The organism is Lysobacter sp. N42 (assembly GCF_004344885.1).
Genome location: NZ_SKFB01000023.1, coordinates 1 through 25,532, shown reverse-complemented (window position 1 = coordinate 25,532; position 25,532 = coordinate 1). Strand labels below are relative to the sequence as shown.

Sequence of the window (25,532 nt, the reverse complement as noted above, 5' to 3'; positions counted from 1 at the left end):
ATGCCTCCCTGTGCCACTCGTCCCGGATCATTCGAGCGTGCTCCCGGCCCTCGCGGCGGCCAGCCGCGCCTCCAGGTGCGCCAGAGCGACCTCCGATGGGATCAGGTCACGGACCCTCTTGGCCGGCTGCCGACAGGCCGTCACTGTTTCGCCGCTCGCAACGGCCGCACCGTCCCTTCCGGAACTACCGGGGGTTCCTCGGCAGTTGTCGCATTTTCGGCACCTGCTGCTGCGGCTGAGTTCTTCCGCGCTCCAGCAGGGACCTGTCTCGGCTTCGTTCATGGGTCACGCCACCTGCAATTTCACATTTTCCTGCTTGCGCCCCGCCGGAAGCGGCCCGTAAGATTCGGCCAAGTGGACTGGGGGTTCCCGGTCGGCGTCTAGCCTCGGTGAGTTCACCGGGGCTTTTCGCTTTCTGGGGCCGGGTAAATCCTCAGGCCCCAGCCTTCGTAGCCATCGCCGACGTTCTTGCGTCCACCGCTGCAGAAGAACTTCCGCTTAAGCACCTCGAATGCCCGATTCGGTTGCTCCGGGAGCAAGGTGGCACGACCGATTGGCCGAGCCACCAGATCGGCCAGCTGCAGTCCCGACGAATTCGTCTTCTTGTCCGCAAACACCGCCTCGAACGGCAGCGGCTTGTCGAGCCGGTTGACACCATCGCAGATCCGCCTGAACTCCAGTTCGAGATCCCGGTCTTCCTTGTTGCCGCGGCACTCGACGACCACGTGCGTGACCAGCGTGTCCTGGCGCTTCTCCTGCATGAATTCGTAGAGCGTCTCCAGACAGAAGCCGAGCGCCAGGTGATACGGATTGGAACCGCGTTCGCGCAGCCGGCGCTTGTCGATGACGCACGCAATCAGGATGAAGTTGCTGGCCTCGATGATGCCGGTGAGCTCGTCGAGAAACGCTTCCTTGTGTTCCCGGTTGCCGAACCGGAACGCACCCTTCTCCTTGCGGATGTCCGTCTCGTGGAGCACCACCACGTCATGGCCGAAATGCCGGAACTTGAATGCTTCGACCGCCGGCACGACCGCCTGCGCGTAGTGCCGCTTATGGAATACGCAGAACGCCAGCACGAATACCGGGTAATTGGGGTCTACCGTTTCCAGCCCGTGGTCACCGCTCTCGTCGACGTACACGACATAGCTGCTGAACTGGCTACCGGCTTCCGTTTGAGGTGCCACCGCGCCTTGCGCGTGCTGGGGCACTTCACCGAACAACGGGTACTGACCGTCGGCATCGGGGACCAGCGCTGATGTCGGACCACGGGTGGAAGACTTGGACATGATGGCGGGTCAGAGTTGACCGGAGAAGGCGCGGTGCAGGAGGGACTGCTTGAGTTCGTCGAGGGCGGCGAGCTTGCGCTGGTATACACCCGCAAGGCGCCTGGCCTCGGCAGTTACGGCGTCGCATCGGGCGACGACCCTGTCCTGTTCCGACCGGTCGGGACAGCAGATGTGGAACGCCTTGGCCTCGGGGAAGTAGATGGTCTGGTGGACCGCGCCGCTGGCGAATCGCAGAAGCCCATCGCGGCCTTCCGCGAGGAACACGTACTTGAGGAACTCGGGACTCAGGTCCGGCGAGCAGACCCAGTTCACGAAGTCCTGGCTCGTCGCCATCGCGTTGCGGGTGACCGTCACGTAGCCGATCGACGCGGTGCGCGACAGGCAGACGGTGCCCGCCGGCAACACGCGCGCCGACGAATTGGCGATACCCAGCGCGTTCGTCTTCTCCTCCGTGTCCGCCACGTAGCCGCCGTGGTGCTCGCGGGCATCGCGGATGCTCAGCCACGGAATGTCGCCACCCCAGTACTCGGGGTGGCGGCGGCTTGGCGTGTGCCCGGATTCCAGCCGCGCGAGCTGCGCCAGTTCCACCCAGCGCCAACCGGGGCGCGCGCCTCGCGCCGGCATTCCGACCGACAACGAGAAATCGCCGGGAATGTGGCGAAGCGCGGCCGCGCGGCCGCCGGTTCGCGTGACGCCCGCGGCCAAGTCGCTGTCGCGCTCCGCTGCCGCAACACCGGAAGACATGCTGGCCGACGCGCCGGTCGCGAGCGCGCTGCCGCGATGATCGAAAACCGAGCGGAGAAATGCGACGCGGGTGGCTTCCGCGTCCTGAAGATTCGCTTCCGCGTTGGCCTTGGCGGTGGCGATACCCGCAAACGCTTCGTCGAGGATAGCGACGATGCGCTGCTGTTCCTCGCGTTCCGTAACTGCAACCGGCAACTCCTGAAAGTGCCGAAGGCGTAGCGACTTCACCGTCGCACCTACGGCAACGCGAGGAAAGTAGTCGGCGACGTAATGGAGATAGTGGAACAGAAATTTGACGTCGATCTCCGGAGCGAAATTGAACAATGCGTAGGCGCGCTGGTGGAGATCGAATTTGCCTATAAAGTGACGCGGAAGAAATTCGGCTCCTTCTCCGGGGATGATGAGCGCCTCGCAATCATGGATGAAGCGGCTGCTGCGCTTGATTGTCTTCGACCTATCGAAGAACGCGTACGGGCCATCTGGCACTGCGTCCTTCGTGTCCGACTTACCGCTCTGAATTGAACAAAGTTGTCCCATCGGGACGAAGGTCCAGCTGCTCACGCAATGAGGCCTCGTATCTGCGACAGGACGTCAGCACTTTTCGCATCCAGCGCCGCGATCTCATCAAGAATTTCCAGCGGACTGCGATGCACCACCTCGCCGCCGCCGTTCGGATTCTTCACCGACAGATCAAAGCTGACCGGGTCGATGCCCGCCGCATCCACGCTCCAGCTCTTGGCCGAATCGGCGAACGTCTTCTGCAGTTCCACGAACTCGGCCAGGTCCGCGTCGTTGAGCGGGTTGGTCTTGCCCAGGCTGCGGCCGGGGTCGAGCCGGTAGTACCAGATGTTCCGTGTGGGCGCGCCCTTCTCGAAGAACAGCACCACAGTCTTGACGCCCGCGCCGAGGAAGGTGCCGCTGGGGCAGTCCAGTACGGTGTGCAGGTTGCAGCTCTCCAGCAGTAGCTTGCGCAGCGCCACCGAGGCGTTGTCGGTGTTGGACAGGAACGTGTTCTTGATGACGATGGCCGCGCGGCCGCCGGCACGCAGGCTCTTGATGAAGTGCTGCAGGAACAGGAAGGCCGTTTCGCCGGTGCGGATGTTGAAGTTCTGCTGGACTTCCTTGCGCTCCTTGCCGCCGAAGGGCGGATTGGCGAGCACGATGTCGTAGCGATCCTTCTCCTGGATGTTGGACTGGTCCTCGGCCAGCGTGTTGGTGTGGACGATGTTCGGCGCTTCGATGCCGTGCAGGATCATGTTCATGATCCCGATCACGTAGGCCAGGCTCTTCTTCTCCTTGCCGTAGAAGGTGCGCTCCTGCAGCACGCGCGCGTCGCCGGTGGACTTCGCCTTCGCATTCAGGTGGTCGAAGGCCTCGCAGAGAAAGCCCGCGCTGCCGCAGGCGCCGTCGTAGATGCGCTCGCCGATCTTCGGGTCAACCACCTGGATCATGGCGCGGATCAGCGGGCGCGGCGTGTAGTACTCGCCGCCGTTGCGCCCGGCATTGCCCATGTTGCGGATCTTGGCCTCGTACAGGTGCGAGAGCTCGTGGCGGTCGCGGCTGCTGCCAAAGCTCAGCTCGTCCACACGGTCGATCACGTCGCGCAGGTTGTAGCCGGACTGGATGCGGTTCTTCAGCTCGCCGAAGATCTCGCCGATCTTGTACTCCAGCGTCCGCGGGCTGCTGGCCTTCTGCTTGAAGCCGTGGAGGTAGGGGAAGAGTTTTCCGTTGACGAAGTCGCGCAGGTCGTCCCCGGTGAGCGCGCGGTTGTGGTCGATGCGGCCATTGGCATCCTTCGGCGCGGCCCAGGCTTCCCAGCGGTAGGGCGCGTCGAGAAGGAACTCGTACTTCCGCCCCTCCAGCTCGGCTTCCATCGCCTTCTCGCGCTCCAGCGCGTCGAGGTACTTGAGGAAGAGCAGCCAGGACGACTGCTCGGTGTAGTCGAGCTCGCTGGTGCAGCCGGCATCCTTGTGCAGGATGTCGTCGATGTTCTTGAAGGTCTGTTCGAACACAGGGGTGGGGCTCTCGTCGTTCTCGGGTGGACCGCTGCGGCCCGGATAGTTCACGGAGGGCAGGCCGCGCGTCTGAGCGGGAGGCTATTCCTCCACGGGCAGGTCGCGCTCCTTGCACTTGATCGCGGCATAGGTGCCCTTCGGCGCCGCCGGCAGGTCGAATGCGTCGATCAGGCTGAGCCCGTCGGTGTCGCGGTCCACCGAGCAGCCGGCCTCGCGGGCGAAGGCATCGAGATCGGCGCCACCGGGCCGCAGCCGCAGCGCGACCGCCATGCCCGGGGACACGCAGCAGCCCACGTACTCGGCCATGTACTCCTCGTCGAGCGCGAGCAGTTCATGGCCGAGGAACGGGATGGGGGACCGCAGCCGGCGGTAGTCGCTGTAGTCGGCGCGGTAGTCGGGCGCACGGGCGACGAGGCCGGCATCGATGAAGGCCTTCACCGCCTCACCGGGCTCGATACCGCGTTCCTGCGTGCCGGGCTTCATCCGCAGGGCCTTCAGCAGCACGTGCTCGAGCGCGGCATGGGCAGCCCCGCGGGTGTCGGCGGCGGTGGCATCCGCGGCGCTCGCGGTCGCCGCCCGGGCCAGGGCCGGGGTGCCCGGATCGGTGCAGCGGCCGTCTTCGCAGATGCGATCGCCTTTGCAATCGGTGTCCTTCGCGCACTGCAGCAAGGGCGCGGCCACGCTAGGCGCCGGAGGCGCGGCCGCGGGGCTGCACGCGACGAGGGTCGCCAGCGCGGCGACGGAAAAGAGCGGTCGGGTGAGGGGCATGCCGGTGTTCGCCTTGTCATGGACGGTTCGGGGGGGCGCGGCCGGTACGCGCCGCCGAACGCGCTTGCGAAGGCGGCCGGTCGGACCGGTCGGCACGGGATCCCCACGGGAATGATAGGCGTGGCGACCGGCCCCGGACGGGCGCGGGCGCCTCCCGGGCGTGGCCCCGCACGGCACCGTCCGGGGCCACGCCGGGGCCGGGTTGCAGACACGCGTGGGCGGGTCCGCAAGACCCGGCAACGCGATGCGGAAGCCCGCGAGCGCATCTCCACTACCCGCGAACGCGCTGCGGACACCCGCGCACGCAGCCAGGACATCCGGCAACGATGCGTCCAAGACCCGGCCACGCATTCCGGACACCCGCGCGCGTATGCCGGAGACCCGGTGACGGGTTCCCGGAGCCCGGCGGCGCACCTCCGCGAACCCTTGCGCGCATTCGACCGACCGGGCCACGGTTCCCGGAGCTCGACGGGCGTGGCCGCCGGGTGCCGCACCGCGCCCGCTGCACCCACCGCCCCGATCCACTACCCTCGCCCCGCCGGCCATGGTGGCCGGCCAAGGACTGGAAGACCGAAGGAGAAGGGATATGGGTCAGAACCTCGTGGCACGGCACCTGACGGCCGAGCAGTGGAAGGAGATCGACGAGGCCATCGCGCGGGTGCAGGCGCTGCTGGCGCCGGTGGTGGTGGCGGTGACGCCCGCCGAGAAGCGCGCGCTGGTGAAGATGGGCGACGGGTCGACGGCGTTCTGCCGGCAGGCGGCGGACGTGATGGAAGAGAACCTCGAGCTCATGCCGCGCAGCCTCGACATCGCCGAGATGCGCCGCGACCTGGACATGCACGATGCGCTCAACACGCGGCTGGTGAAGCTCGTGAAGCTGGTCGAGCAGGTGCGCGACACCGAGATCGCGATCGGCAGCGATGCCATGGTGGCCGCGCTGGAGGGCTATGCCGTGCTCAAGGCGGTGGGCAAGGGCGAAGGCGTGCAGGCGCTGCGCCGGCAGCTGGGACGGCGCTTCGAGCAGGCACCGCGCGAGGCGGCCGCTCCGGCCTGAGGCCGCGCCCACGGAGGGCGTTCACAGCCCCGGCTCCGGCCGGGGCTTTTCGTTGCATGCGGACCTGACGCCACGCCGGATGGATCGGACCGATGGCTGACCTGGGTCAAGGGCGCCGCAGCCCGGCCGCGGCACCCTGCGCTCCCCGACCCGGAGCTTCCATGGACACCCCAGCCCGCCAGGCGCCCGCCTTCACCGCCCACCCGTTCGACGCCCGCGGCATCGCGCGGCGCTTCCGCCATTCGGCGATCTTCGGCGCGCTCTCGGCGCTGCAGCCGGGCGAGGCGATGCGCTTCGTCAACGACCACGACCCGCTGCCGCTGCTCGACCAGCTGCGCGATCGCTTCGGTGATCGCGTGGAGATCGTCTACCGCCAGCGCGAGCCAGGGGCGATCGTGATCGATTTCAACGTGGTGGGCTGAGCCTCAGGCCGGCTCCCCCGGCTGCACCCCGTCCAGCACTCGCACCAGCTGGGGCGGATCCAGCGGCTTGACCAGGTGGTGGTCGAAGCCGGCCTGCGCGGCGCGGTCGCGGTCGGCCTGGTGGCCGTAGCCGGTGAGGGCGATCAGCACGGGGCGGTGCGGGGCGTGCAGGCCGCGGATGCGGCGGGCGAGCTCGTAGCCGTCCAGGTGCGGCATGCCGATGTCGAGGATCAGCGCGTCGGGCATCTCGCGGCTGGCGCGGGCCAGGGCGGCGCGCGGGTCGATCTCGACGTCCACGCGGTGGCCCAGCGCCTGCAGCAGCACGCCCAGGGTGCGCGCGGCGTCCTCGTTGTCGTCCACCACCATCAGGCGCAGGCGCTGGCCGGCACGCGCCGGGCGGGTGTCGGGCACACCGGGGGCGTTTTCGGCGGGGGCCTCCTGCAGGCGCGGCAGCAGCACGTCGAAGCGGCTGCCACGGCCCGGGCCCTCGCTGTGCGCGCTGACATGGCCACCATGCATGGCCACCAGCGAGCGCACCAGCGCCAGGCCCACGCCAAGGCCGCCTGCGGAGCGGTCGGGGGTGCGCGCGCCCTGCACGAACAGGTCGAACACGCGCGCCTGCAGGTCCGCGTCCATGCCGATGCCGGTGTCGGCCACGCAGACGCGCACGTTGCGCGCATCGCCCGACAGGCGCAGGTGGATGTCGCCGCCACGCGGGGTGTACTTGGCGGCGTTGACGAGCAGGTTGGCGAAGACCTGCGTCAGGCGCTTGCGGTCGCCGCGCACGCGCAGGCCGGGATCGGCGGCGTCGGCGTGCAGGCGGTGGCCGCGCGAGTCGATGAGCGCGCGCGCCTGCTCCACGGCATCGCGCAGCACGTCGGCGAGCGCGAGGCTTTCCAGCTCCAGGGCCACGGCGCCGCGCGTGACGCGTGCGACGTCCAGCAGGTCGTCGATCAGCCCGGCCATGTGCGCGGTCTGGCGCTCCAGTACCGCCACCGCGCCGGCCGCGCGCGGGTCGGAATGCCCGATCATGCCCAGCACCTGCGTGGCGGCGCGGATCGGCGCCAGCGGGTTGCGCAGCTCGTGCGCGAGCATGGCCAGGAACTCGTCCTTCTGCCGCGAGCTGGCGCGCAGCTCCTCCTCGGCGCGGTGGCGCTCGGTGATGTCGCGCAGGATGGCGACCACGCCCACCACGGTGGCGGCGTCGTCGCGCAGCTCGCCGAAGTTGGCGTCGACGTGGCGTACCTGCCCGCCGCGCTCGACTTCCAGCCCGATCATGCGGTGCGAGCCGGCCAGCGCCGAGGCGATCGCATCGCCCGCGGCATCGGCGTCGCGGAAGAGCGTGGCGAAGGGCCGGCGCCGGGCCTGCTCGGCGGAGAGGCCGAACCGGAGTTCGGCGCCGGTGTTCCAGGAGACCACGCGGCCTTCGGGATCGAGCGAGACGATCGCGTCGTGTGCGTGGCGCAGCACGCTGGCCAGGTAGCGGTCGGAGGCGACCAGGCGCCGGTACTCGCCGGGGTCGGCCAGCGGCGCGGGGCGCACCTGCAGGCGCATGCGGTCGAGCGTGGTGTGCAGGCGGCGCTGCTGGCGGGCGATGTCGAGCTCGCCGCGGATGTGGCCGCCGAGCGCGGGGTCGTCGATGCGGGCCAGCGACCAGCGCCCGCCGGCGGGGGCGGCATAGGCCCCGCGGCGCCGCAGGGCCGATTCCTCGCCGGGATGCACGACGCAGACGAAGCGCGCCTCCGGCAGATCGCGGGCGATGCGGCGCGCCTGCAGCAGCGGGTCGTCCACGCCGGGGGCGATCACCACCAGGGTGGGCACGGCCGGGCCGTCGGTGGCCGCGCGCAGCAGTTCGGCGGTATTGGCATGGCGCGAGGGCGGCGGCCCCGCGGCGGCCAGCGCGGCCTCGAGCGCGGGGCCGTCGGCCCCGTCGATCCCGCCCGGCGGGTCGAGCGTCAGCAGGCGCGCGGGCATCGGCTCAGAGAAGGGGCAGACCCAGCGCGCTGCGCCCGGTCCAGAGGGTGAGCATGTCCGTGGTGGGGGACATGACGTGCGAGGCCCGGGCGTCGCGCAGAAGGCGCGTGAGCAGGCCGTTCTCGCGGTAGGCCATGCCGCCGCCGAGGGTCATCGCCTCGTTGACCACGTTGACCGCGGTGGTGGCCGCATCGGCCTTGGACGCGAGGATGGCGGTGAGCGCATCGGACTGGCCGAGGTCACCCGTGCGCGCGGCGTGGAACAGCAGCAGCCGGCTCTTCTCCACCTGCGTCCACATCTGGCCGACGCGGTGCTGCAGCACCTCGACGTTGGCCAGCGACTGCCCGCTGTGCTCGTAGCGGCGCTCGCGAAGGTGCTGCAGGGTGAGCTCCAGCGCGGCCTGCGCCACGCCGAGGTAGGTGCCGGCCATCGCGGTGAGGAAGTACGGCGCGACCACCTCGAAGACGTACCAGGTCTGGTCGCCCTCGCGGCCGAGCAGGCGCATGGCGGGCACGCGCACGTCGTCGAGCTGCATGGGCCGCGAGGAATTGCCGCGCATGCCGAAGCCGCGCCAGGGCGCGCCCCATTCGATGCCGGCGTCGCCCGCTTCCACGACCAGGCAGCTGAACTCGCCATAGGCGGCGTCCTCGTCGGGCCGGTCCTCGACGGAGGTGGAGACGACGTAGGAGTCGGCATGGCCGCCGTTGGTGACGAACTGCTTGCGGCCGCTGACCACGAAGCCGCCTTCCTCGCGCTGCATGCGCACGCGCGGCAGGAAGAAATGCGCGCCGGTGCCGGTTTCCGACAGCGCGAGCGTGGTGAGGTGCTCGCCACGCGCGATGGGCCGCAGGTAGCGTTCCTCCTGCTCGGGCGTGGCCTTGGCGGCGATCACCGCGCTGCCCACGCAGTGCATGCCGTAGCACATGGCGGTGGAGGCGCAGGCGCGGCCCAGTGCCTCGGTCACCGCCGCCATGCCCAGCAGGCCCTGCCCCAGCCCGCCCAGGTGCACGGGCACCGTGAGCCCCCCGAGGCCCTCGGCGGCGAGCGCGCGCAGGCCGCGCTCGGGCCAGGTGCCGTCGCGGTCGACCTGTTCGGCTTCCGGCCCGATGACGGACGCGGCGACCTGCTCGACGCGCTGGACGATGCCGGCCAGGGCCGCGGAGAAGTATTCGCTCATGCGTGCAGTCTAGGGCAGTGGCCGTTATTGCCGCTTGACAGCCCGGCAGGCGCGGCCGGCATCGCGGAACGCGCGCTGCGTGCGCGCGGGTGCAGGCGCACCGGGGCGATGCGGCAACGTCGGCGTGCCGGGCGCGGCATGTCGCCCGCCCCGGCCCTTCCCCGCGCACGGGTCGCGGGCATGGAAGCCGGGCTCAGCCCCGCCGCGCGGCGAGCACGCGCCAGCCCAGAAGCGCGGCGGGCGGTACGCAGAGCGCGGGCAGCGCCAGCGCCAGCGCCACCACCGGCCAGGGCGGGGCGTCGAAGCGCAGCGCCTGCGCCACCGGCGGCAACAGCAGCAGCGCCGCCAGCGCAGCCGACACCGCCAGCAGCAGCACGCGGAAGGCCGGCGAGGCGAGCACTGCGCGCGAGCCGGCCGCGTCGCGCCCGCTCGCGGCCAGCACCGCGACGTTGCCCGCGACCAGCGCGATGAAGGCCGCGGCGGCCTGCTGCGGCAGCGCGAGGCCGGCCCGGTAGGCCCAGGCCCAGGCCATCGCCACGCCCGCGAAGGCCGCGCCGCCCAGCAGCACGCAGACGCCGGCGTCGCGCAGTGCGATCAGCGGCTGGGCCGGGGGGCGCGGGCGGCGGCGCATCACGTCCGGCGCCGGCGCGATGCGCTCGAGCACCAGCGACGAGGCGGGGTCGATGATGAGTTCGAGCAGCACCACGTGCAGCGGCAGCACCAGCAGCGGCATGCCCAGCAGCACGGGCAGCAGCGCCAGCCCGGTGATGGGCACGTGCACCGCGACGATGTAGCGCGAGGCGCGGCGCAGGTTGTCGTAGATGGCGCGGCCGGCGCGGATGGCGCGCACGATGGTGGCGAAGTGGTCGTCGGTGAGCACCACCGCGGCGGCCTCGCGCGCCACGTCGGTGCCGCGCCCGCCCATGGCCACGCCGACGTCGGCGGCGGCGAGCGCGGGCGCGTCGTTGACGCCGTCGCCGGTCATGGCCACCACGTCGCCGCGGGCCTGCAGCGCGCGGATGATGCGCAGCTTGTGCTCGGGGCGCACGCGTGCGAACACGCGGGTGTCGGCCAGGCGTCCGGCCAGGGTGGCGTCGTCGAGCGTTTCGAGCTCGGCGCCGGTGAGCGCGCCGCCATCGGCGTCGATGCCCGCCTCGCGCGCGATGGCGAGCGCCGTGGCCGCGTGGTCGCCGGTGAGCATGAGCACGCGCACGCCGGCGCCGCGCGCTTCCTCCACCGCCTCGCGCGCGCCGTCGCGCAGCGGGTCGACGAAGGCGACCAGGCCCTGCCAGCGCAGGCGGAAGCCGGTCTGCGCGTCGGGCAGGGGGCGGTCGCGCGGCCAGTCGGCGGCGGCGATGCCGAGTACGCGCAGGCCACGCGCGGCCAGCGCGGCGGTCGCGTCGGCCACCTGCGCATGGGCGGAGGCGTCGAGCCCGCAGAGCGCCATCACCGCCTCGGGCGCGCCCTTGCAGGCCACGCGGGCATGGCGCGCGTCGTCGCCGGTCCAGACGTGCGTGGTGGCCAGCGCACCCTGCCCGAAGGGGTACTCGGCCAGGCGCTCGCGCGCGAGTGTGGGATGCGCGGCCACGGCCTCGCCCAGGGCGGCGTCCATGGGATCGGTGACGTGCACCGGGCGCGCGAGCGCGGCGGTGTCGAGCAGCGCGCCGGCGTCCACGCCCGCGGCGGGCACGCACTCGGCCACGCGCATGCGGTTGAGCGTGAGCGTGCCGGTCTTGTCGGTGCAGAGCACGGAGATGGTGCCCAGCGTCTCGATCGCGTCGGGCTTGCGCACCAGCGCGCGATGCCGCGCCATGCGCCAGCCGCCCAGCGCGAGGAACACGCTGAGCACCACGGGAAATTCCTCGGGGATGTTGGCGATGGCCAGGGTCAGCCCCGCCAGCAGCGACTCCACCGTCTGGCCCGTGCGCGCGTAGTGCAGCAACGCCAGCGTGGACGAGGCGATGGCCGCCAGCCAGGCGAACACGACCACCAGCCGGCGCACCTGCCGGCGCAGCGGGCTGGGCGCGGGTTCGATGTCGCGGATGGCATGGCCCAGCCGGCCGATCTCGGTGGACGCGCCGGTGGCCAGCACCTCCGCCACGCCGCGCCCGCGCACCACCAGCGAGGCCGAGCGCAGCAGGCCGGGCTCGCCCGTGCCGCCCGGCGTCTTGTCCACCGCCTGCGATTCGCCGGTGAGCATGGATTCGTCCACCGCCAGCCCGGCGCCTTCGAGCAGGCGCGCGTCGGCGGGCACGCGGTCGCCCTCCTCCAGCAACAGCACGTCGCCGGGCACGATCTGCGGCGCCGGCAGCGAGACCAGGCGACCGTCGCGCCACACGCGCCCGCGCGGGGCGGCGAGGTCGCGCAGCGCATCGATGGCCCGCTGCGAGCGCCGCTCCTGGTACAGCGTGAGCGCGACGACCAGCACGACCGACACGGCCAGCACGGCGGCGTCGGCCGGCTCGCCCATGGCCGCGTACAGCGCGACCGCCGAGAGCAGGAGCAGCAGCATCGGCTCGCGCAGCGTGCGCAGCAGCAGGCGTGGCAGGCCGCCGCGGCGCGCCCGTGGCAGCTGGTTGGGGCCGTACTGCGCGAGGCGGCGCCGGGCCTCGTCGCCGGTCAGGCCCGGCATGGCACCGGGCGCGGACGGCAGGGGCGACGGCGTGGCATCGACGGGCATCGGTGGCCTTCCTCGTGCGGGTGCGGCCTACTGTGCAGCAGGCGCGCGGTGCGGGCTTGATGCGGATCAACCGGCGCCTGCGCATCGCAACCGCGGGCGCATCCGGTTGCGGGGTTCGCCGCGGTTCGGTCGCCCTGCTCTGCTAGGCTCGCCGCGTCCCGGGGAGGCCGCGCATGGCGCACAACCAGTTCGAGCTGCTCGCGCAGCGTCGATTCCTGCCGTACTTCGTCGTCCAGCTGCTCGGCGCCTTCAACGACAACGTGTTCCGCCAGGCCATCATCGGCCTGATCGGGGTGATGGTGCTGGCCGGCGCGATGACGGGCGACGAGCGCGCCACCTACACGCAGCTGGCGCCGGCGATCTTCATCCTGCCCTACTTCCTGTTCTCCGCCACCGCCGGGCAGATCGCGGAGAAGCTGGAGAAGGCGCGGCTGATCCGCATCGTGACGCTGATGGAGATCGCGATCATGTCGGTGGCGGCCATGGGCTTCGTGCTGCAGTCGATGCCGGTGCTGCTGGCCGCGCTGTTCCTCACCGGCGTGCAGTCCACGCTGTTCGGGCCGGTGAAGTATTCAATCCTGCCTTCGGTGCTCAAGCCGGAGGAGCTCACCGGCGGCAACGGGCTGGTGGAGATGGGCACTTCGCTGTCCATCCTCCTGGGCATGATCGCGGGCGGCCTGGTGTTCGCGCTCGCGGGCGCGGACGGGCCGTGGGTGGCGGGTACGGCGGTGATCGCGCTGGCCGTGGCGGGGCACCTGGCGAGCCGTGCGATCCCGGAAGCCGGCGCCGGCGCCCCGGACCTTCGCATCCAGTGGAACCCGATCCCCGAGTCGGTCCGCATCTGGAGGCTCACGCGCAGGCAGCCGGCGGTGCGCAACAGCGTGCTGGGCGTGTCCTGGTTCTGGTTCGTGGGCACGGTGCTCACCGGCAACCTGCCGGTGTACGCCGAGGAATTCATGGGCGGCACCGCCACGCTATACGTGTTCGCGCTGGCGCTGTTCTCGGTCGGCGTGGGCATCGGGTCGCTGGGCTGCGAGAAGCTGTCGGCGCGCACGGTCGAGATCGGCCTGGTGCCGCTGGGCGCGCTGGGCATGAGCGTCTTCCTGTTCGACCTCGCCTTCGCGCGGCAGGCCGCGGCGACGGCATCGAACCTGACGGTGGCGGGCTTCCTCGCGCAGCCGGGCAGCACGCGCCTGTGCATCGACCTCGTCGGCATCGGCCTCTCGGCCGGCGTGTTCGTGGTGCCGCTTTTCGCGCTGATCCAGTCGCGCACGCCGAAGGACGAGCTGGCGCGCGTGATCGCCGGCATGAACATCCAGAACGCGCTGCTGATCGTGCTCGCCACCGGCCTGAGCATCGGCGCGCAGCAGCTGCTGGGCTGGACGCTGCCGCAACTGTTCCTCGCGCTCGCGGTGGTCAACACGCTGGTGTCGCTGTGGATCTTCGGCATCGTGCCCGAGTTCGCGATGCGCTTCGTCAGCTGGCTGCTGGTGCGCAGCCTGTACCGCCTGCGCGTGCACGGCGTCGAGCGGCACGTGCCCGACGAGGGCGCGGCGCTGATCGTCTGCAACCACGTGAGCTACATGGACGCGCTGATCCTGGCCGGCAGCATTCCGCGCCCGGTGCGCTTCGTCATGTACTACCGCATCTTCAACATCCCGGTGATGCGCTGGATCTTCCGCACGGCGCGCGCCATTCCCATCGCCGGCGCGAAGGAGGACCCGGCGCTGATACAGCGCGCGTTCGACGAGATCGATGCCGCGCTGGCGGCCGGCGAGCTCGTGGGCATCTTCCCCGAGGGCGCGCTGACGAAGGACGGGGCGATCGCGCCGTTCAAGTCGGGGGTGGAGAAGATCCTCGCCCGCCGCCCCGTGCCGGTGGTGCCGATGGCGCTTCGCGGCATGTGGGCCAGCATGTGGAGCCGGCGCGACACCCGCCTGGGCCGCATGCGCGTGCCGCGGCGCTTTCGCGCGCACGTGGAGGTGGTGGCCGATGCGCCGGTCGACGGGGCGACGGCCAGCGCGGCGTCGCTGGAGGCGCAGGTGCGGGCGCTGCGCGGGGATGCGGCGTGAGGCGGCCGGGCGACAGGCGGCTCGATCGCTGCGCTAGCATCGCGACAGGGCACGCGCCGCGCGGCCCGCTCCCTTCCACTGCCCGAGGATCGCCATGAGCACGCCGCCGCCCATCTACAGCGCCCCGAACGCACCCGTCGAGGAGCCGCGCCGCCCGGTACCGACGTACCTCGCATGGTCGATCATCGGCACCGTGCTCTCGCTGTGCCTGTGCTGCATCATCGGCACCATCCCCGGCATCGTCGCGATCGTGTTCTCCACGCAGGTCAACTCGGCGCTCAACCGCGGCGACTACGTGGCCGCCCAGCGCGCCTCGTCCAACGCCAGGCTCTGGTGCTGGATCACGACCGCCCTGAACATCCTCGGCCTGCTGTGGGTCAGCTACGTCGTCGCCACCGGCCAGTGGGGCGACATGATGGAGCAGTTCGAGGCCATGCAGGCCATGCAGGGCGTGTGATCACCGCGGCCGCCCGCCCGGTCGTGATCACGGCGACCGCCCTCGCGGCGGTCGCCGGCTTCGTGCTGCTGCGCCTGTTCGACCCCAATGCACCGGGCAGCCTGTTCCCGCCCTGCATCTTCCGTTCGATCACCGGCCTGCTCTGCCCCGGCTGCGGCCTGACCCGCATGCTGCACGCGCTCGCCCACGGCGACCTGCAGCGCGCGGTGCGCATGAACGCGATGCTGATGGCGATGCTGCCGGCGCTGGCCCTGATGGCGGCGAACGAATTCGGCCCGCGCCGGTTTCTGCGCGGCGCGGCCGCGCGATGGCTCTACAACCCGTGGGGCTGGCTCGTGGTCACGGTGGCCTTCGGCGTGCTGCGCAACCTGCCCTGGGCGCCGTTCACCTCGCTCGCGCCGGCCTGATCCACGCTCAGTCGACGCGCGCGGCCAGCCACTGCCGCACCAGCCAGTGCGCGATGGAAATGCGCGAAGGCAGCAGGAACGGCCCTTCGTCCGGCGTGCCACGCGCTTCCGCCGCCAGCGCGGCCTCGATCTCCGTGCGTTCGAACCAGCGCGCGTCCTCGAGCTCGTCGGAGGCGCGCGCCTGGCAGCCGGGCTCGGCTTCGGCGATGAAGCCCAGCATCAGCGCCGACGGGAACGGCCACGGCTGCGACGCGAGGTAGCGGCAGGCCCGCACGCGCACGCCGGTTTCCTCGTGCACCTCGCGCGCGACCGTCTGCTCCAGGGATTCGCCCGGCTCGACGAACCCGGCGATCACCGACCAGCGACGCGCCGGCCAGGCGGCCTGCCGGCCGAGCAGCAGGCGGTCGCCGTCGCCCACCGCCACGATCACCGCCGGGTCGGTGCGCGGGTAATGGTCCAGCGCGCAGGCCGCGCAGCGACCCAGCCAGCCGCCGCGCGAGAACGCGAGCGCGCCGCCGCAGGCGCCGCAGTGGCGATGGCGGCGGCGCCAGTGCAGCAGCGCGCGCGCCTGGGCGAAGGCGGCGGCCTCGGGCGCGGGCCAGTTGGCGGCGGCCGCGCGCAGGTCACGGCGCTGCGGGGCGTCGACGTCGGCCACGCCCGCATCGAGCGCGAACCAGGCACGCCCGGCAGCGTCCAGGCCGAGGAAGAGCGCACGCTCGGGGTCGAAGTCCACCCGCCCGGGATCGAGATCGAACAGGCGGCCGTCCGCGCCGGCCAGCGCCAGGCCCTCCGCATCCACCGCGATCAGCCGCGCGCCGGCCCAGGCGTCGGCCAGCGCGCGCATGTCGCCGCGCAGGTGGTCGGCACGATCGAGCGCGGCGGCGACGGGATCGGCCTCCACGTACGCGAAGGGTCCCTCGCCGCGCGCGGGGCTCATGCCGAGAACGAGGAACCGCAGCCGCAGGTGGTCTTGGCGTTCGGATTGCGGATCACGAACTGCGCGCCGTGCAGGCTCTCGGTGTAGTCCACCGTAGCCCCCATGAGGTACTGCAGGCTCAGCGGGTCGACCACGAGGGTGACGCCGTCGGTGACCACCGCGAGATCGTCCTCGGCCTGGGTCTCGTCGAACTCGAAGCCGTACTGGAAGCCCGAGCAGCCGCCGCCCTGGATGTATACGCGCAGCTTGAGCGCGTCGTTGCCCTCCTCCGCGATCAGCTCGCGCACCTTGGCGGCGGCGGAGGCGGTGAAGGTGAGCGCGTTGCCCAGCGACTGGTAGCCCGGGGCGGTGGGCAGGTCGATCGTTTCCATCCCGTCAGCATAGGGCCGCGGCGCGGCCCATCAAGCGCCGCGCGCGGCGCGCTGCGTTGCGGCTTTCACGCACCGGGCGGGGCCGCGGTCGCCTCCGCCCACGTCACCGAGTGCTCCACCGCGGCGCCGCGTTGCGGTTGCAGGCGGGCGGTCACGCGTACGGGCGTGAAGCCCGGCGGCAGGAAGACGTCGCCTTCCACTTCCTGGAAGTAGCGGAAGGAGTAGTCCACGCCGGGCGCGTTCGGGGACTGGCGCAGCGCGGCCCAGTCCAGCCGGCGCAGCCGGCCGTCCTGGCTGCCCTCGATGGACAGCGTCAGCCGCCCGGCGCTGACGCTGCCGCGGCTGAGGTTCTGGGTCAGCACGGCATTGAAATGCCAGGCGCCGCCGGTCTGCGCCCGCATCCGCAGGGCATGCACCGACAGGCCGCGGCGCTGGCTGGTGGCGCCGACGAGGCGTTCGTAGAAGTCGACGTCGGCCTTCAGACCCGCGATCTCCTCCTCGCGTTCGGCGAGCGTCGACTGCAGGCGGGTGTTGGCCTCGCGGCTGACCTGGTCCGAGCGCGTGAGCATGGCCACCTGGCGGGCGAGTTCCTCGGTGGTGGCCGGATCGCAGGGCGGCGGGGCCACGCCGCGCGAGACCTGCCAGACGCCCCAGGCACCGAAGAGCAGGGCGGCGAGGAAGACCAGCAGGGCGACGACCAGCCCGAGGCCGGCACGCGCGGCATGGGGAGACGACGGGGTGGGAGACATACCGGTTCCGGCGCGATGGTCCCGCGAGCCTACCGCCCGGCCCGCGACGGGACCATGCCGGAGGCGTCCCTATACTCGGGCGGCATCGCCCGGAGAACCGCCATGTCCGAAGCCCACGTGTTCGCGCTCGGCCTCGTGCTCGCCTGGCTCGCCGGCGTACGCGTCTACCTCACGGTCTTCGGCGTCGGCCTGGCCGGCGCGATGGGCTGGATGGAGCTGCCGTCGGCATTGCAGGTCACCCAGTCGCCCTGGGTCCTGGGCGTGGCCGCGGTGCTGGCGCTGGCGGAATTCTTCGCCGACAAGATCCCGGGCGTCGACTCGGGCTGGGACCTGCTGCACACGCTGCTGCGCATTCCCGCGGGCGCGTTCCTGGCCGCGGCGGCGCTGTCGCCCGACGGGGAACTCGGCGCCGGCGCGCTCGCCACCGGCGCGGGCGTGGCGCTGGCCAGCCACGCACTGAAGGCGGGCACCCGCGTGCTGGTGAACACCTCGCCCGAACCGGTGAGCAACTGGGCGGCTTCCGCAACGGAGGACGTGGCCGTGGTGGGCGGGCTGGCGCTGGTCTTCAACCATCCCTGGCTGGCGCTCGCGCTGGTGGTCGCCCTGAGCCTGGCGATCGCGCTGCCGGTGTGGTGGATCTGGCGGCGGCTGCGGCGCGGCTGGCGCGAATCGCGCGCGGCGCGGCAGCCAGGCGCGCTAGGCCCCTAGCCCGGCAGCGGAGCGCACCCGGGCCAGGCACGGCGAACGACACGCGGCCTCGCGGCGTCGCGTCCGGCACGGCCGTTGGCGTGGTCCCGGTGCTGCAGCCGCGGCGCCTCTGTGCGCCCAAGGGAGTCGGGCGATGGCGTGCGGGTGCGCGCCGCTCGCCCGGGCGACGCGAACCGGCCGATGCGATCAGTCCCCGCTGTCGCCGATCTTGCTCTGCAGGTACAGCGGATCGCCCAGCCGGTCCATCAGCGCGAGCTGGGTCTCGATCCAGTCGATGTGCTCTTCCTCGGACTCGAGGATGTCGGCGAACAGCTTGCGGCTGACGTAGTCGTTGACCTGCTCGCAGTAGGCGATCGCCTCGCGCAGCAGCGGCAGCGCTTCGTACTCGAGCGCGAGGTCGGCATTGAGCACCTCGCGCGGGTCCTCGCCGATGCGCAGCTTGCCCAGCGCCTGGAAGTTCGGCAGGCCGTCGAGGAACAGGATGCGCTCGGACAGCTTGTCCGCGTGCTTCATCTCGTCGATGGACTCGTGGTACTCGTGCTCGGCCAGCTCCTTCAGGCCCCAGTTCTTCAGCATCTTGGCGTGCAGGAAGTACTGGTTGATCGCCGTGAGCTCGTTGTAGAGCGCGCGGTTGAGGAATTCGATGACCTTGGGATCGCCCTTCATGAGCCGGCTTCCGATGACGCGGGGAGGCCCACTCTAGCGATGGCGCGCGCTGCGTGACGTAACGCGAATCGAGTGCATCTGACGCCGCGCGGCGGCGGTCAGGCGGCGCGCTGGAACACCGGCAGCGGAAGCGGCATCGCGCCGGCGTGGACTTCGTCCAGCAGCGCCATGGCCATGTCGATGCAGCTGCCGCAGTTGGCGCCGGCGCCGGTGCGCATGGTCAGCTCGGCCACCGACCGGCAGCCGGCCTCCGCGGCCTGGCGGATCTGGCGGTCGGTCACTCCGTTGCAGATGCAGACGTACATGGCGGGGTCGGCTCATGCGGCCGGGTGGCCGCGGAGCCATTGCGCCACGGATGCGAATGATTGTCAATTAGCCGGCGACTCGCCCAGGCGCGGGTTCAGCAGCGGGCCAGCCGAGCGCGGCCTGAGGCGGGTGCGCCCGGGGTCGCGGGCCTGGCGCGGATCCGGCGCCGGCAGCGGCACGGCATGGACCCCGGCGACCCGCCGGGCGGCCGGCGCCAGGTGCCTGAGTGCCCGCGAGTACACGCCGCGCTTGAACGTGACCACGTGCTCCAGCGGATACCAGAAGTCCACCCAGCGCCAGTGGTCGAACTCGGGCTTGTCGCACAGGTCCAGGCGCACGTCCGCCTCGCTACCCTTGAGCTGCAGCAGGAACCACACCTGCTTCTGGCCGATGCAGACCAGCCGGTCGTGCCGGCGGATGGCGCGCTGGGGCAGCCGGTAACGCAGCCAGCCGGGCGTGGCGTCGAGCACGTCGACGTGCTGGGGCAGCAGGCCGGTTTCCTCCCGCAGCTCGCGGTACATGGCCTCCAGCGGCGTCTCGTCGGTGTTCATCCCGCCCTGCGGGAACTGCCAGCCGTCGCGATGCACGCGCCGCGCCCAGAACACCTGGCCCGCGGTGTTCATGATCACGATGCCCACGTTGGGGCGGTAACCATCCGGATCGATCACGTCGCCGACCCCGATCACTTTGGCCCAAGGCCACTGCGACCGACTGTGCCACGGGGTCCCGTGCACAACAAGCGAGCACGGTGTGAAGGCCCATGGCCATACGGCGCCCGCCGGACCCATGCCGGACCCATGCCGGGCGCGGGCGCCGACCGCCGGCGCCACTCCGCCGCACGCGTGGCGGATACGAAAAAACCCCGCGATTTCGCGGGGTTTACGAAGAACCGCATGGTGGCTATGGGTGGACTCGAACCACCGACCCCAGCATTATGAGTGCTGTGCTCTAACCGGCTGAGCTACATAGCCACGCGGTGAACCGCGAATTCTTCCGGGTCGGCTGCCGGCTGTCAATCGGTGCGATGACGACGGGCGACCACCAGCCGGGCCACGACGCCGGTCAGGCCGCGGCCTCCCTGCCCCGGCCGCGCTGCAGCAGCCCGAAGTACAGCAGCGGGATGACCACGAGCGTGAGCACCGTGCTGACGAAGATGCCGAAGATCAGCGAGACCGCCAGGCCGTTGAAGATCGGGTCGTCGAGGATGAAGAACGCGCCCATCATCGCCGCCAGCGCGGTCAGCGCGATCGGCTTGGCGCGCACGGCGCAGGCCTCGATCACCGCGTCGCCCGGATCGCGCCCTTCGGCCACCGCCTGGTTGATGAAGTCCACCAGCAGGATCGAGTTGCGCACGATGATGCCGGCCAGCGCGATCATGCCGATCATCGAGGTGGCGGTGAACTGCGCGCCCAGCAGCGCGTGGCCGGGCATGACGCCGATCACGGTGAGCGGAATCGGCGCCATGATCACCAGCGGCACCCGATAGCTGCGGAACTGCGCCACCACCAGCAGGTAGATCAGCACCATGCCGGCCGCGTAGGCGATGCCCATGTCGCGGAACGTCTCGTAGGTGATCTGCCACTCGCCGTCCCACTTCACCGCGAAGCCGCTGGTGTCCTCCGGCTGGGCGATGAAGGCCTGCGCGATCGGCTGGCCGCCGACGGCCTGCCCGCGCAACTGGCCGACCAGGTCGAACATGCCGTACAGCGGGCTGTCGTGCTCGCCGGCCTCGTCGCCGGTCACGTACACCACCGGCAGCAGGTCCTTGTGGTGGATGGCGCCATCCCAGGCGGCGCGGCGCACTTCCACCAGCTCCGACAACGGCACCAGCTGGCCCTGGCCGCCGCGGACGCGCAGCGCGAGCAGGCGGTCCAGCGTGGCCTGTTCGGACGCGGGCAGGCGCAGGCGCACCGCGCGCGGATACTTCGACGCGGCGTCCTGCAGGTAGGTGGCGTCCAGGCCGGACACCGCGGCGGCGAGGGCGTCGGCGATCGCCGCCTGCGGCACGCCCAGGCGCGCGGCGCGCACGCGGTCGACCACCAGCACCTCGCGCGGGGCGTCGCCCTCGACGCTGCTGTCGACGTCGACGATGCCCGCGGTGGCGAGGAAGCGCTGCTCCAGCGCCTTCGCCACCTGCCGGCTGCGTGCGTAGTCGGGCCCGTACACCTCGGCCACCAGCGGCGCCAGCACCGGCGGGCCGGGCGGCACTTCCACGACCTTGACCGACGCGCCGTGGCGGCGGCCGATCTCCGTGAGCGCAGGCCGCAGCGCGCGTGCGATCTCGTGGCTCTGGCGGTCGCGCTCGTGCTTGTCGACCAGGTTGACCTGCAGGTCGCCGACGTTCGGCCCGCTGCGCAGGAAGTACTGCCGCACCAGCCCGTTGAAGTTGATCGGCGCGGCGGTACCGGCATAGCCCTGGTAGTCGAGCACCTCCGGCACCGCGTCCACCGCGGTGGCCAGCTCGCGCAGCAGCGCGTCGGTGTCCTCCAGCGTGCGGCCCTCGGGCAGGTCGACGACTACCTGCAGTTCGGACTTGTTGTCGAAGGGCAGCATCTTCAGCACCACCCAGCCGAAGGCGGCGAACGAGGCCGCCAGGACCACCGCGCCGGCCATGCCGGCAAAGAGCAGGCGACGACGGCGGGCGCCGCGCGCGGCGTCGAGGAAGGGCCGCATCACACGCTCGAACAGCCGATGCAGGCGGTCGGGCGTGCCGGCCTGCGCATGCGCGTCCGGCGCGTGCACGACGTGGCGCGAGAGCAGCTTGAGCGACAGCCAGGGCGTGACGATGAGCGCGATCGCCAGCGAAATCAGCATGCCGGCCGAGGCGTTGATCGGGATCGGCCGCATGTACGGGCCCATCAGCCCGGACACGAACGCCATCGGCATCAGCGCCGCGATGACGGTGAACGTGGCCAGGATGGTCGGCCCGCCGACCTCGTCCACCGCCGGCGGGATGGCCTCGCGCAGGCTGCGGCCGCCGCGGGCCATGTGGCGGTGGATGTTCTCGACCACCACGATCGCGTCGTCGACCAGGATGCCGATCGAGAAGATCAGCGCGAACAGCGAGACGCGGTTGAGCGTGAAGCCCATCGCCCACGATGCGAACAGGGTGAGCGCGAGCGTCAGGATCACCGCGGTGCCGACCACGACGGCCTCGCGCCAGCCCAGCGCGAACAGCACCAGCAGCACCACCGAGCCGGTGGCGAACACCAGCTTCTGGATCAGCTTCTGCGCCTTGTCGGTGGCGGTGGCGCCGTAGTCGCGGGTGACCTCGGCCCGCACGCCCTCGGGAATCAGCACGCCGTCGAGCTGCGCCAGGCGCTCGCGCACGGCGGTGGTGATGTCGGCGGCATTGCTGCCGGGCTTCTTGGCGATGGCGAGCGTGACCGCCGGCGCGATGCCGGTGGCGGGGCCTTCGCGCCCGGCGGGCACGCCGTGCCAGGCGTAACGCGCGGGCACGTCGCCGCCGGCGCGCACGTCGGCCACGTCCGACAGGCGCAGCGGGCGGCCCTGCGCGAGGCCGATGACCAGGTCGCGCACGGCCGATTCGTCCGCCAGGAAGGTGCCGGCGCTGACCGGCGTGGCGCCCTGCGGTCCGACGCGTTCGCCCACGTGGCGCACGGCATTGGCCGCGCGCAGCGCCTGCGCCAGCTCGTCCACCGTGAGGCCATAGCCGGCGAGGCGGGCCGGATCGAGGGTGACCGCCACCACGCGGTCCGGCGCGCCGACGGTGTAGACGTCGCGCGTGCCGGGAATGCGCTTGAACTCGGTTTCCAGCGTGTGCGCGACGGCCGCCAGGTCCACCGGGCCGCGCGCGGCATCGTCGGTCCACAGCGTCACCGCCATCACCGGCACGTCGTCGATGCCCTTGGGCTTGATCAGCGGCTGGCCGACGCCGACGCCGGGCGGCATCCAGTCCTGGTTGGAATAGACCTGGTTGTACAGGCGCACGATCGCCGGCTGGCGTTCCACGCCCACGGTGTATTCGACGGTGAGCACCGCCATGCCCGGGCGGCTCACCGAGTAGACGTGCTTGACGCCCTCGATCTCGGCGAGCTTCTGCTCCAGTGGCGTGCTCACCAGCTGCTCGACGTCGCGCGCGCCCGCGCCGGGGAACGGCACGAACACGTTCGCCATGGTGACGTCGATCTGCGGCTCTTCCTCGCGCGGGGTGATCAGCACCGCGACCAGGCCCAGCAGCAGGCCCATGAGCGCGAGAATGGGCGTGAGCGGATTGGCCTGGAAGGCGGCGGCAAGGCGCCCGGACAGGCCGAGCCGCGCAGGCGTGCGGCCGGGGTCAGTCATGCGCGGCCTCCGCGGCTTCGCGGCGCTCGGCCAGTGCGCGGGTGGCGGCGACCGGGTCGCGGGCCACGCGCTCGCCCGGCTTCAGGCCCGAGAGCACCTCGACGCGATCCCCGGCCGTGCGGCCGAGGCGGACCTGGCGCAGGACCACGCGCGCATCGTCGACCACGTACACGCCACTGACCTCGCCGCGCTGCACGAGCACATCGCGCGGAACGGTGACGACCGGCGCCCTGCCCGCGGTGCCTGCGATCGGAAACACCACCTTGGCCGTGCTGCCCGGTCGCGGCGGATCGGCCAGCGTGGGCAGCTGCACGCGCACGCCGACGCTGTGGGTGGCCGGGTCGGCAGCGGGGAATACCACCGCCTGCGCGGCCGCCACGCGGCGGCCGTCGGCCAGCAACAGGGTGGGCGGGCCCGCGCGTCGGATCGCCTCGGCGTCGGACTGCGGCACCTGCACCTCCACGCGCAGCGCGCCCGGCGCATGCAGGGACAGCAACGGCTGCCCCGGTGCGACCGACTCGCCCGGGTGGACCACGCGCCGGCTCACCACGCCATCGAAAGGCGCGCGCACGACGGTATAGGCCGACTGCTGTGCCGCCTGCGCCAGCTGCGCACGCGCGGCCTCGCGCGCGGCCACCGCGGCGTCGCGCGCGGCGCGGGCCTGGTCGAGCTGCGCGCGCGAGACGTACTGCCCGCCGGCCAGCGCGGCGATGCGCCGGTAGCTGGCCTCGGCCTCCGTGGCCGCGGCCTGCGCGGCGCGCAGCTGGGCACGTGCCGTGTCGGCACCGGCCTGCTGCTCGACCGCGGTCAGCCGCAGCAGCACCTGGCCGCTGCGCACGCGATCGTCGATGTCCACGTCCACCGCGGTGACGCGGCCGGCGGTCTGCGCGGCGAGGTCCGCCTGCCGGACCGCCTCCACCACGCCATCCCAGCTGCGGCCGCCGGCCTCCACCCCGGCCTGCACCTGCAGCGTGTCCAGGCGTGGCGGCGTGGTCGCGGGGGGCGCGGGGGCATCGGCGGCGCAGCCGGCAAGCAGCAGCAGGGCCAGCTGCAGGGCGGTCCGGATCGGCTTCATGCGGGCGGCCGTCAGCGGAAGCCGCAGCCGTCGGGCTGGCCGCGGCCCACGCCCAGCCGCCGCATCAGCATGGCCGCCGGGCAGAAGCCGGTGAAGGCCGACTGCAGCAGGTTCAGGCCCACGAAGGCCGTGAGCAGCCACCACCACGGCGAAACCAGCTGCGTGAGCGCCACGCTGGCGAGCACCATCACGCCGGCGAAGGCCAGTACCGCACGGTCGATACGCATCGTCGTCACCTCGCGTTCCAAGGGAGTCCACCGCACGGACGGATCCGTGCACGGGGCTTTACATTAGACGCTCCGAATATTAGCGTCAACTCATATTCGAGCCGGCGACGGGCGGCCTCTAGAATCCGGCCCGTGCCCGGCCCGTCATGCAGGGGCGAGGACGAGGTGGACATGCCGCGAACGACATCCCGAAAGGCCGCGATGGACCCGGACGCCATGCGCCGGCACGCCGGCGACGCGAGCCGCCTGTTGCGCGCACTCGCCAACGAGAACCGGCTGATGATCCTGTGCCTGCTGGCCGACGGGGAGCGCTCGGTCGGCCAGCTCAACGGAGAAGTCGACCTCAGCCAGTCGGCGCTGTCGCAGCATCTGGCGGTGCTGCGCAACGAAGGCCTGGTCTGCACGCGGCGCGACGCGCAGACCATCTACTACTCGTTGGCCGAAGGTCCGGCCGGACGCGTCATCCACCTGCTGCACGACCTCTACTGCGACGGCAGCCGCTAGCGCCGCTTCGCGCGGGTCTGCCTGCCGCCGCCTGCGGCTGAACGCAGGCGGTGCGTGCCGGCGCGGTTGACGCGGGTCAAGGCACCGGCACCGCACGGGGCCTAGGGTGTCGTCATGGCGACAACCCCTCTCCTGCCCGACCGCAGCCTCCTGGAGCGTTACGACCGCCCCGGGCCGCGCTACACGTCCTATCCCACCGCGCCGCAGTTCCGCAGCGACTTCGGCCAGGCGCAGCTGCGCGCGTCGGTCGCGGCGAGCAACGGGGACCCGATCCCGCGGCGGCTCTCGCTGTACGTGCACGTGCCGTTCTGTGCCAGCCCCTGCTTCTACTGTGGCTGCAACCGCATCATCACCCGCGATGCCACGCGCGGCGAGCTGTACCTGGCGCGGCTCTACCGCGAGATCGCGCTGGTGTCGGAGCTGTTCGATCGCGATCGCGAGGTCATCCAGCTGCATTTCGGCGGCGGCACGCCGAATTTCCTCTCGCCCGGCCAGCTCGGCGAATGCGTGCGCACGCTGCGCCGGCATTTCCTGTTCTCCGAGGACGAGGGCCGCGACATCTCCATCGAGCTGGACCCGCGCTTCGTCGAGCCCGAGGACATCGCCCGCCTGGCGGCGCTGGGCTTCA

24 protein-coding genes and 1 tRNA gene are annotated in these 25,532 nt (G+C 71.7%); 8 read left to right on the top strand and 17 right to left on the bottom strand.

The annotated features are described in order from the left end of the window. Positions 1-395: 395 nt before the first annotated feature. Genes EYQ95_RS19475 through EYQ95_RS19460 form a run of 4 tightly spaced genes read right to left on the bottom strand, consistent with a single transcriptional unit; the run spans position 396 to position 4,813 of the window. On the bottom strand, positions 396-1,286 hold the full coding sequence (locus tag EYQ95_RS19475; protein WP_132329559.1) for a DUF3800 domain-containing protein: 891 nt from the start codon (positions 1,284-1,286) through the stop codon (positions 396-398). 9 nt (positions 1,287-1,295) lie between these two features. Beyond that, positions 1,296-2,591: a restriction endonuclease subunit S gene (locus EYQ95_RS19470; protein WP_132329556.1), complete on the bottom strand. Its 1,296-nt coding sequence runs from the start codon at positions 2,589-2,591 to the stop codon at positions 1,296-1,298. Continuing rightward, positions 2,588-4,096, bottom strand: coding sequence for an N-6 DNA methylase (locus EYQ95_RS19465; protein ID WP_243699990.1), 1,509 nt, complete (start codon positions 4,094-4,096; stop codon positions 2,588-2,590). The genes EYQ95_RS19470 and EYQ95_RS19465 overlap by 4 nt, the downstream gene beginning before the upstream one ends. A gap of 30 nt (positions 4,097-4,126) precedes the next feature. Next, on the bottom strand, positions 4,127-4,813 hold the full coding sequence (locus EYQ95_RS19460; protein ID WP_132329553.1) for a hypothetical protein: 687 nt from the start codon (positions 4,811-4,813) through the stop codon (positions 4,127-4,129). A gap of 586 nt (positions 4,814-5,399) precedes the next feature. Here EYQ95_RS19460 and EYQ95_RS19455 point away from each other — a divergent pair. Both EYQ95_RS19455 and EYQ95_RS19450 read left to right on the top strand, forming a co-directional pair. Next, on the top strand, positions 5,400-5,867 hold the full coding sequence (locus EYQ95_RS19455) for a hypothetical protein (protein ID WP_132329550.1): 468 nt from the start codon (positions 5,400-5,402) through the stop codon (positions 5,865-5,867). Positions 5,868-6,028: 161 nt separating this feature from the next. Further along, a complete protein-coding gene (locus EYQ95_RS19450; RefSeq protein WP_132329547.1) occupies positions 6,029-6,289 on the top strand; it encodes a DUF2249 domain-containing protein in 261 nt (86 codons plus the stop codon). Positions 6,290-6,292: 3 nt separating this feature from the next. Here EYQ95_RS19450 and EYQ95_RS19445 read toward each other — a convergent pair whose 3' ends face one another. The 3 genes from EYQ95_RS19445 to EYQ95_RS19435 all read right to left on the bottom strand — a co-directional run bounded on the left by EYQ95_RS19445 (position 6,293) and on the right by EYQ95_RS19435 (position 12,120). After that, positions 6,293-8,263, bottom strand: coding sequence for an ATP-binding protein (locus tag EYQ95_RS19445; RefSeq protein ID WP_132329544.1), 1,971 nt, complete (start codon positions 8,261-8,263; stop codon positions 6,293-6,295). Positions 8,264-8,267: 4 nt separating this feature from the next. Beyond that, a complete protein-coding gene (locus EYQ95_RS19440) occupies positions 8,268-9,440 on the bottom strand; it encodes an acyl-CoA dehydrogenase family protein (protein WP_132329541.1) in 1,173 nt (390 codons plus the stop codon). A gap of 193 nt (positions 9,441-9,633) precedes the next feature. Beyond that, positions 9,634-12,120, bottom strand: coding sequence for an HAD-IC family P-type ATPase (locus EYQ95_RS19435; protein WP_132329538.1), 2,487 nt, complete (start codon positions 12,118-12,120; stop codon positions 9,634-9,636). A 173-nt stretch (positions 12,121-12,293) separates the two neighbouring features. Between EYQ95_RS19435 and EYQ95_RS19430 the strand changes: the two genes are divergently transcribed. The 3 genes from EYQ95_RS19430 to EYQ95_RS19420 all read left to right on the top strand — a co-directional run bounded on the left by EYQ95_RS19430 (position 12,294) and on the right by EYQ95_RS19420 (position 15,056). After that, positions 12,294-14,192: an MFS transporter gene (locus tag EYQ95_RS19430; RefSeq protein ID WP_132329535.1), complete on the top strand. Its 1,899-nt coding sequence runs from the start codon at positions 12,294-12,296 to the stop codon at positions 14,190-14,192. A gap of 94 nt (positions 14,193-14,286) precedes the next feature. Then, complete coding sequence (locus EYQ95_RS19425) at positions 14,287-14,649, top strand: CD225/dispanin family protein (protein ID WP_132329532.1); 363 nt, start codon at positions 14,287-14,289, stop codon at positions 14,647-14,649. Further along, complete coding sequence (locus tag EYQ95_RS19420; RefSeq protein ID WP_243699989.1) at positions 14,646-15,056, top strand: DUF2752 domain-containing protein; 411 nt, start codon at positions 14,646-14,648, stop codon at positions 15,054-15,056. The genes EYQ95_RS19425 and EYQ95_RS19420 overlap by 4 nt, the downstream gene beginning before the upstream one ends. A gap of 7 nt (positions 15,057-15,063) precedes the next feature. Here EYQ95_RS19420 and nudC read toward each other — a convergent pair whose 3' ends face one another. The 3 genes from nudC to EYQ95_RS19405 form a co-directional block, all read right to left on the bottom strand. Beyond that, positions 15,064-15,993 carry an NAD(+) diphosphatase gene (gene nudC, locus EYQ95_RS19415; protein WP_132329529.1) on the bottom strand — a complete coding sequence of 310 codons (930 nt, stop codon included), beginning with the start codon at positions 15,991-15,993 and terminating at the stop codon, positions 15,064-15,066. Continuing rightward, the gene (gene erpA, locus EYQ95_RS19410) at positions 15,990-16,364 is read right to left on the bottom strand and encodes an iron-sulfur cluster insertion protein ErpA (protein ID WP_132329526.1); all 375 of its coding nucleotides are present in this window, start codon (positions 16,362-16,364) and stop codon (positions 15,990-15,992) included. The genes nudC and erpA overlap by 4 nt, the downstream gene beginning before the upstream one ends. Positions 16,365-16,429: 65 nt before the next feature. Continuing rightward, positions 16,430-17,113, bottom strand: a complete 684-nt coding sequence (locus EYQ95_RS19405; RefSeq protein WP_132329523.1) for a DUF6776 family protein — start codon at positions 17,111-17,113, stop codon at positions 16,430-16,432. A 102-nt stretch (positions 17,114-17,215) separates the two neighbouring features. Here EYQ95_RS19405 and EYQ95_RS19400 point away from each other — a divergent pair, with 102 nt between their 5' ends. Beyond that, complete coding sequence (locus tag EYQ95_RS19400) at positions 17,216-17,821, top strand: DUF4126 domain-containing protein (protein ID WP_132329520.1); 606 nt, start codon at positions 17,216-17,218, stop codon at positions 17,819-17,821. 186 nt (positions 17,822-18,007) lie between these two features. Here EYQ95_RS19400 and bfr read toward each other — a convergent pair whose 3' ends face one another. The 7 genes from bfr to EYQ95_RS19365 form a co-directional block, all read right to left on the bottom strand. Beyond that, positions 18,008-18,487 carry a bacterioferritin gene (bfr, locus tag EYQ95_RS19395; RefSeq protein ID WP_132329517.1) on the bottom strand — a complete coding sequence of 160 codons (480 nt, stop codon included), beginning with the start codon at positions 18,485-18,487 and terminating at the stop codon, positions 18,008-18,010. A gap of 98 nt (positions 18,488-18,585) precedes the next feature. Then, on the bottom strand, positions 18,586-18,792 hold the full coding sequence (locus EYQ95_RS19390) for a bacterioferritin-associated ferredoxin (RefSeq protein WP_132329514.1): 207 nt from the start codon (positions 18,790-18,792) through the stop codon (positions 18,586-18,588). Positions 18,793-18,855: 63 nt separating this feature from the next. Beyond that, positions 18,856-19,461, bottom strand: a complete 606-nt coding sequence (locus tag EYQ95_RS19385) for an RNA pyrophosphohydrolase (protein WP_132329511.1) — start codon at positions 19,459-19,461, stop codon at positions 18,856-18,858. Positions 19,462-19,687: 226 nt separating this feature from the next. After that, positions 19,688-19,764 (bottom strand) — tRNA-Met (locus EYQ95_RS19380). A 91-nt stretch (positions 19,765-19,855) separates the two neighbouring features. After that, positions 19,856-23,098, bottom strand: coding sequence for an efflux RND transporter permease subunit (locus EYQ95_RS19375; RefSeq protein ID WP_132329508.1), 3,243 nt, complete (start codon positions 23,096-23,098; stop codon positions 19,856-19,858). Further along, a complete protein-coding gene (locus tag EYQ95_RS19370; RefSeq protein ID WP_132329505.1) occupies positions 23,091-24,173 on the bottom strand; it encodes an efflux RND transporter periplasmic adaptor subunit in 1,083 nt (360 codons plus the stop codon). The genes EYQ95_RS19375 and EYQ95_RS19370 overlap by 8 nt, the downstream gene beginning before the upstream one ends. 11 nt (positions 24,174-24,184) lie before the next feature. Beyond that, complete coding sequence (locus tag EYQ95_RS19365) at positions 24,185-24,400, bottom strand: DUF2892 domain-containing protein (RefSeq protein WP_132329502.1); 216 nt, start codon at positions 24,398-24,400, stop codon at positions 24,185-24,187. A 171-nt stretch (positions 24,401-24,571) separates the two neighbouring features. On the opposite strand from EYQ95_RS19365, the gene EYQ95_RS19360 reads away from it, so the two are divergent. Both EYQ95_RS19360 and EYQ95_RS19355 read left to right on the top strand, forming a co-directional pair. After that, a complete protein-coding gene (locus EYQ95_RS19360; protein ID WP_132329499.1) occupies positions 24,572-24,904 on the top strand; it encodes a helix-turn-helix transcriptional regulator in 333 nt (110 codons plus the stop codon). 114 nt (positions 24,905-25,018) lie between these two features. Further along, the coding region (locus EYQ95_RS19355) for a radical SAM protein (RefSeq protein WP_343142670.1) at positions 25,019-25,532 on the top strand (514 nt) is incomplete at its 3' end.

Coding starts and splice junctions, on each gene's coding strand:
- EYQ95_RS19475 (WP_132329559.1), bottom strand. CDS start 1,286: ATGTCCAAGTCTTCCACCCGTGGTCCGACATCAGCGCTGGTCCCCGAT.
- EYQ95_RS19460 (WP_132329553.1), bottom strand. CDS start 4,813: ATGCCCCTCACCCGACCGCTCTTTTCCGTCGCCGCGCTGGCGACCCTC.
- EYQ95_RS19455 (WP_132329550.1), top strand. CDS start 5,400: ATGGGTCAGAACCTCGTGGCACGGCACCTGACGGCCGAGCAGTGGAAG.
- EYQ95_RS19450 (WP_132329547.1), top strand. CDS start 6,029: ATGGACACCCCAGCCCGCCAGGCGCCCGCCTTCACCGCCCACCCGTTC.
- EYQ95_RS19445 (WP_132329544.1), bottom strand. CDS start 8,263: ATGCCCGCGCGCCTGCTGACGCTCGACCCGCCGGGCGGGATCGACGGG.
- EYQ95_RS19440 (WP_132329541.1), bottom strand. CDS start 9,440: ATGAGCGAATACTTCTCCGCGGCCCTGGCCGGCATCGTCCAGCGCGTC.
- EYQ95_RS19435 (WP_132329538.1), bottom strand. CDS start 12,120: ATGCCCGTCGATGCCACGCCGTCGCCCCTGCCGTCCGCGCCCGGTGCC.
- EYQ95_RS19430 (WP_132329535.1), top strand. CDS start 12,294: ATGGCGCACAACCAGTTCGAGCTGCTCGCGCAGCGTCGATTCCTGCCG.
- EYQ95_RS19425 (WP_132329532.1), top strand. CDS start 14,287: ATGAGCACGCCGCCGCCCATCTACAGCGCCCCGAACGCACCCGTCGAG.
- nudC (WP_132329529.1), bottom strand. CDS start 15,993: ATGAGCCCCGCGCGCGGCGAGGGACCCTTCGCGTACGTGGAGGCCGAT.
- erpA (WP_132329526.1), bottom strand. CDS start 16,364: ATGGAAACGATCGACCTGCCCACCGCCCCGGGCTACCAGTCGCTGGGC.
- EYQ95_RS19405 (WP_132329523.1), bottom strand. CDS start 17,113: ATGTCTCCCACCCCGTCGTCTCCCCATGCCGCGCGTGCCGGCCTCGGG.
- EYQ95_RS19400 (WP_132329520.1), top strand. CDS start 17,216: ATGTCCGAAGCCCACGTGTTCGCGCTCGGCCTCGTGCTCGCCTGGCTC.
- bfr (WP_132329517.1), bottom strand. CDS start 18,487: ATGAAGGGCGATCCCAAGGTCATCGAATTCCTCAACCGCGCGCTCTAC.
- EYQ95_RS19390 (WP_132329514.1), bottom strand. CDS start 18,792: ATGTACGTCTGCATCTGCAACGGAGTGACCGACCGCCAGATCCGCCAG.
- EYQ95_RS19375 (WP_132329508.1), bottom strand. CDS start 23,098: ATGACTGACCCCGGCCGCACGCCTGCGCGGCTCGGCCTGTCCGGGCGC.
- EYQ95_RS19370 (WP_132329505.1), bottom strand. CDS start 24,173: ATGAAGCCGATCCGGACCGCCCTGCAGCTGGCCCTGCTGCTGCTTGCC.
- EYQ95_RS19365 (WP_132329502.1), bottom strand. CDS start 24,400: ATGCGTATCGACCGTGCGGTACTGGCCTTCGCCGGCGTGATGGTGCTC.
- EYQ95_RS19360 (WP_132329499.1), top strand. CDS start 24,572: ATGCCGCGAACGACATCCCGAAAGGCCGCGATGGACCCGGACGCCATG.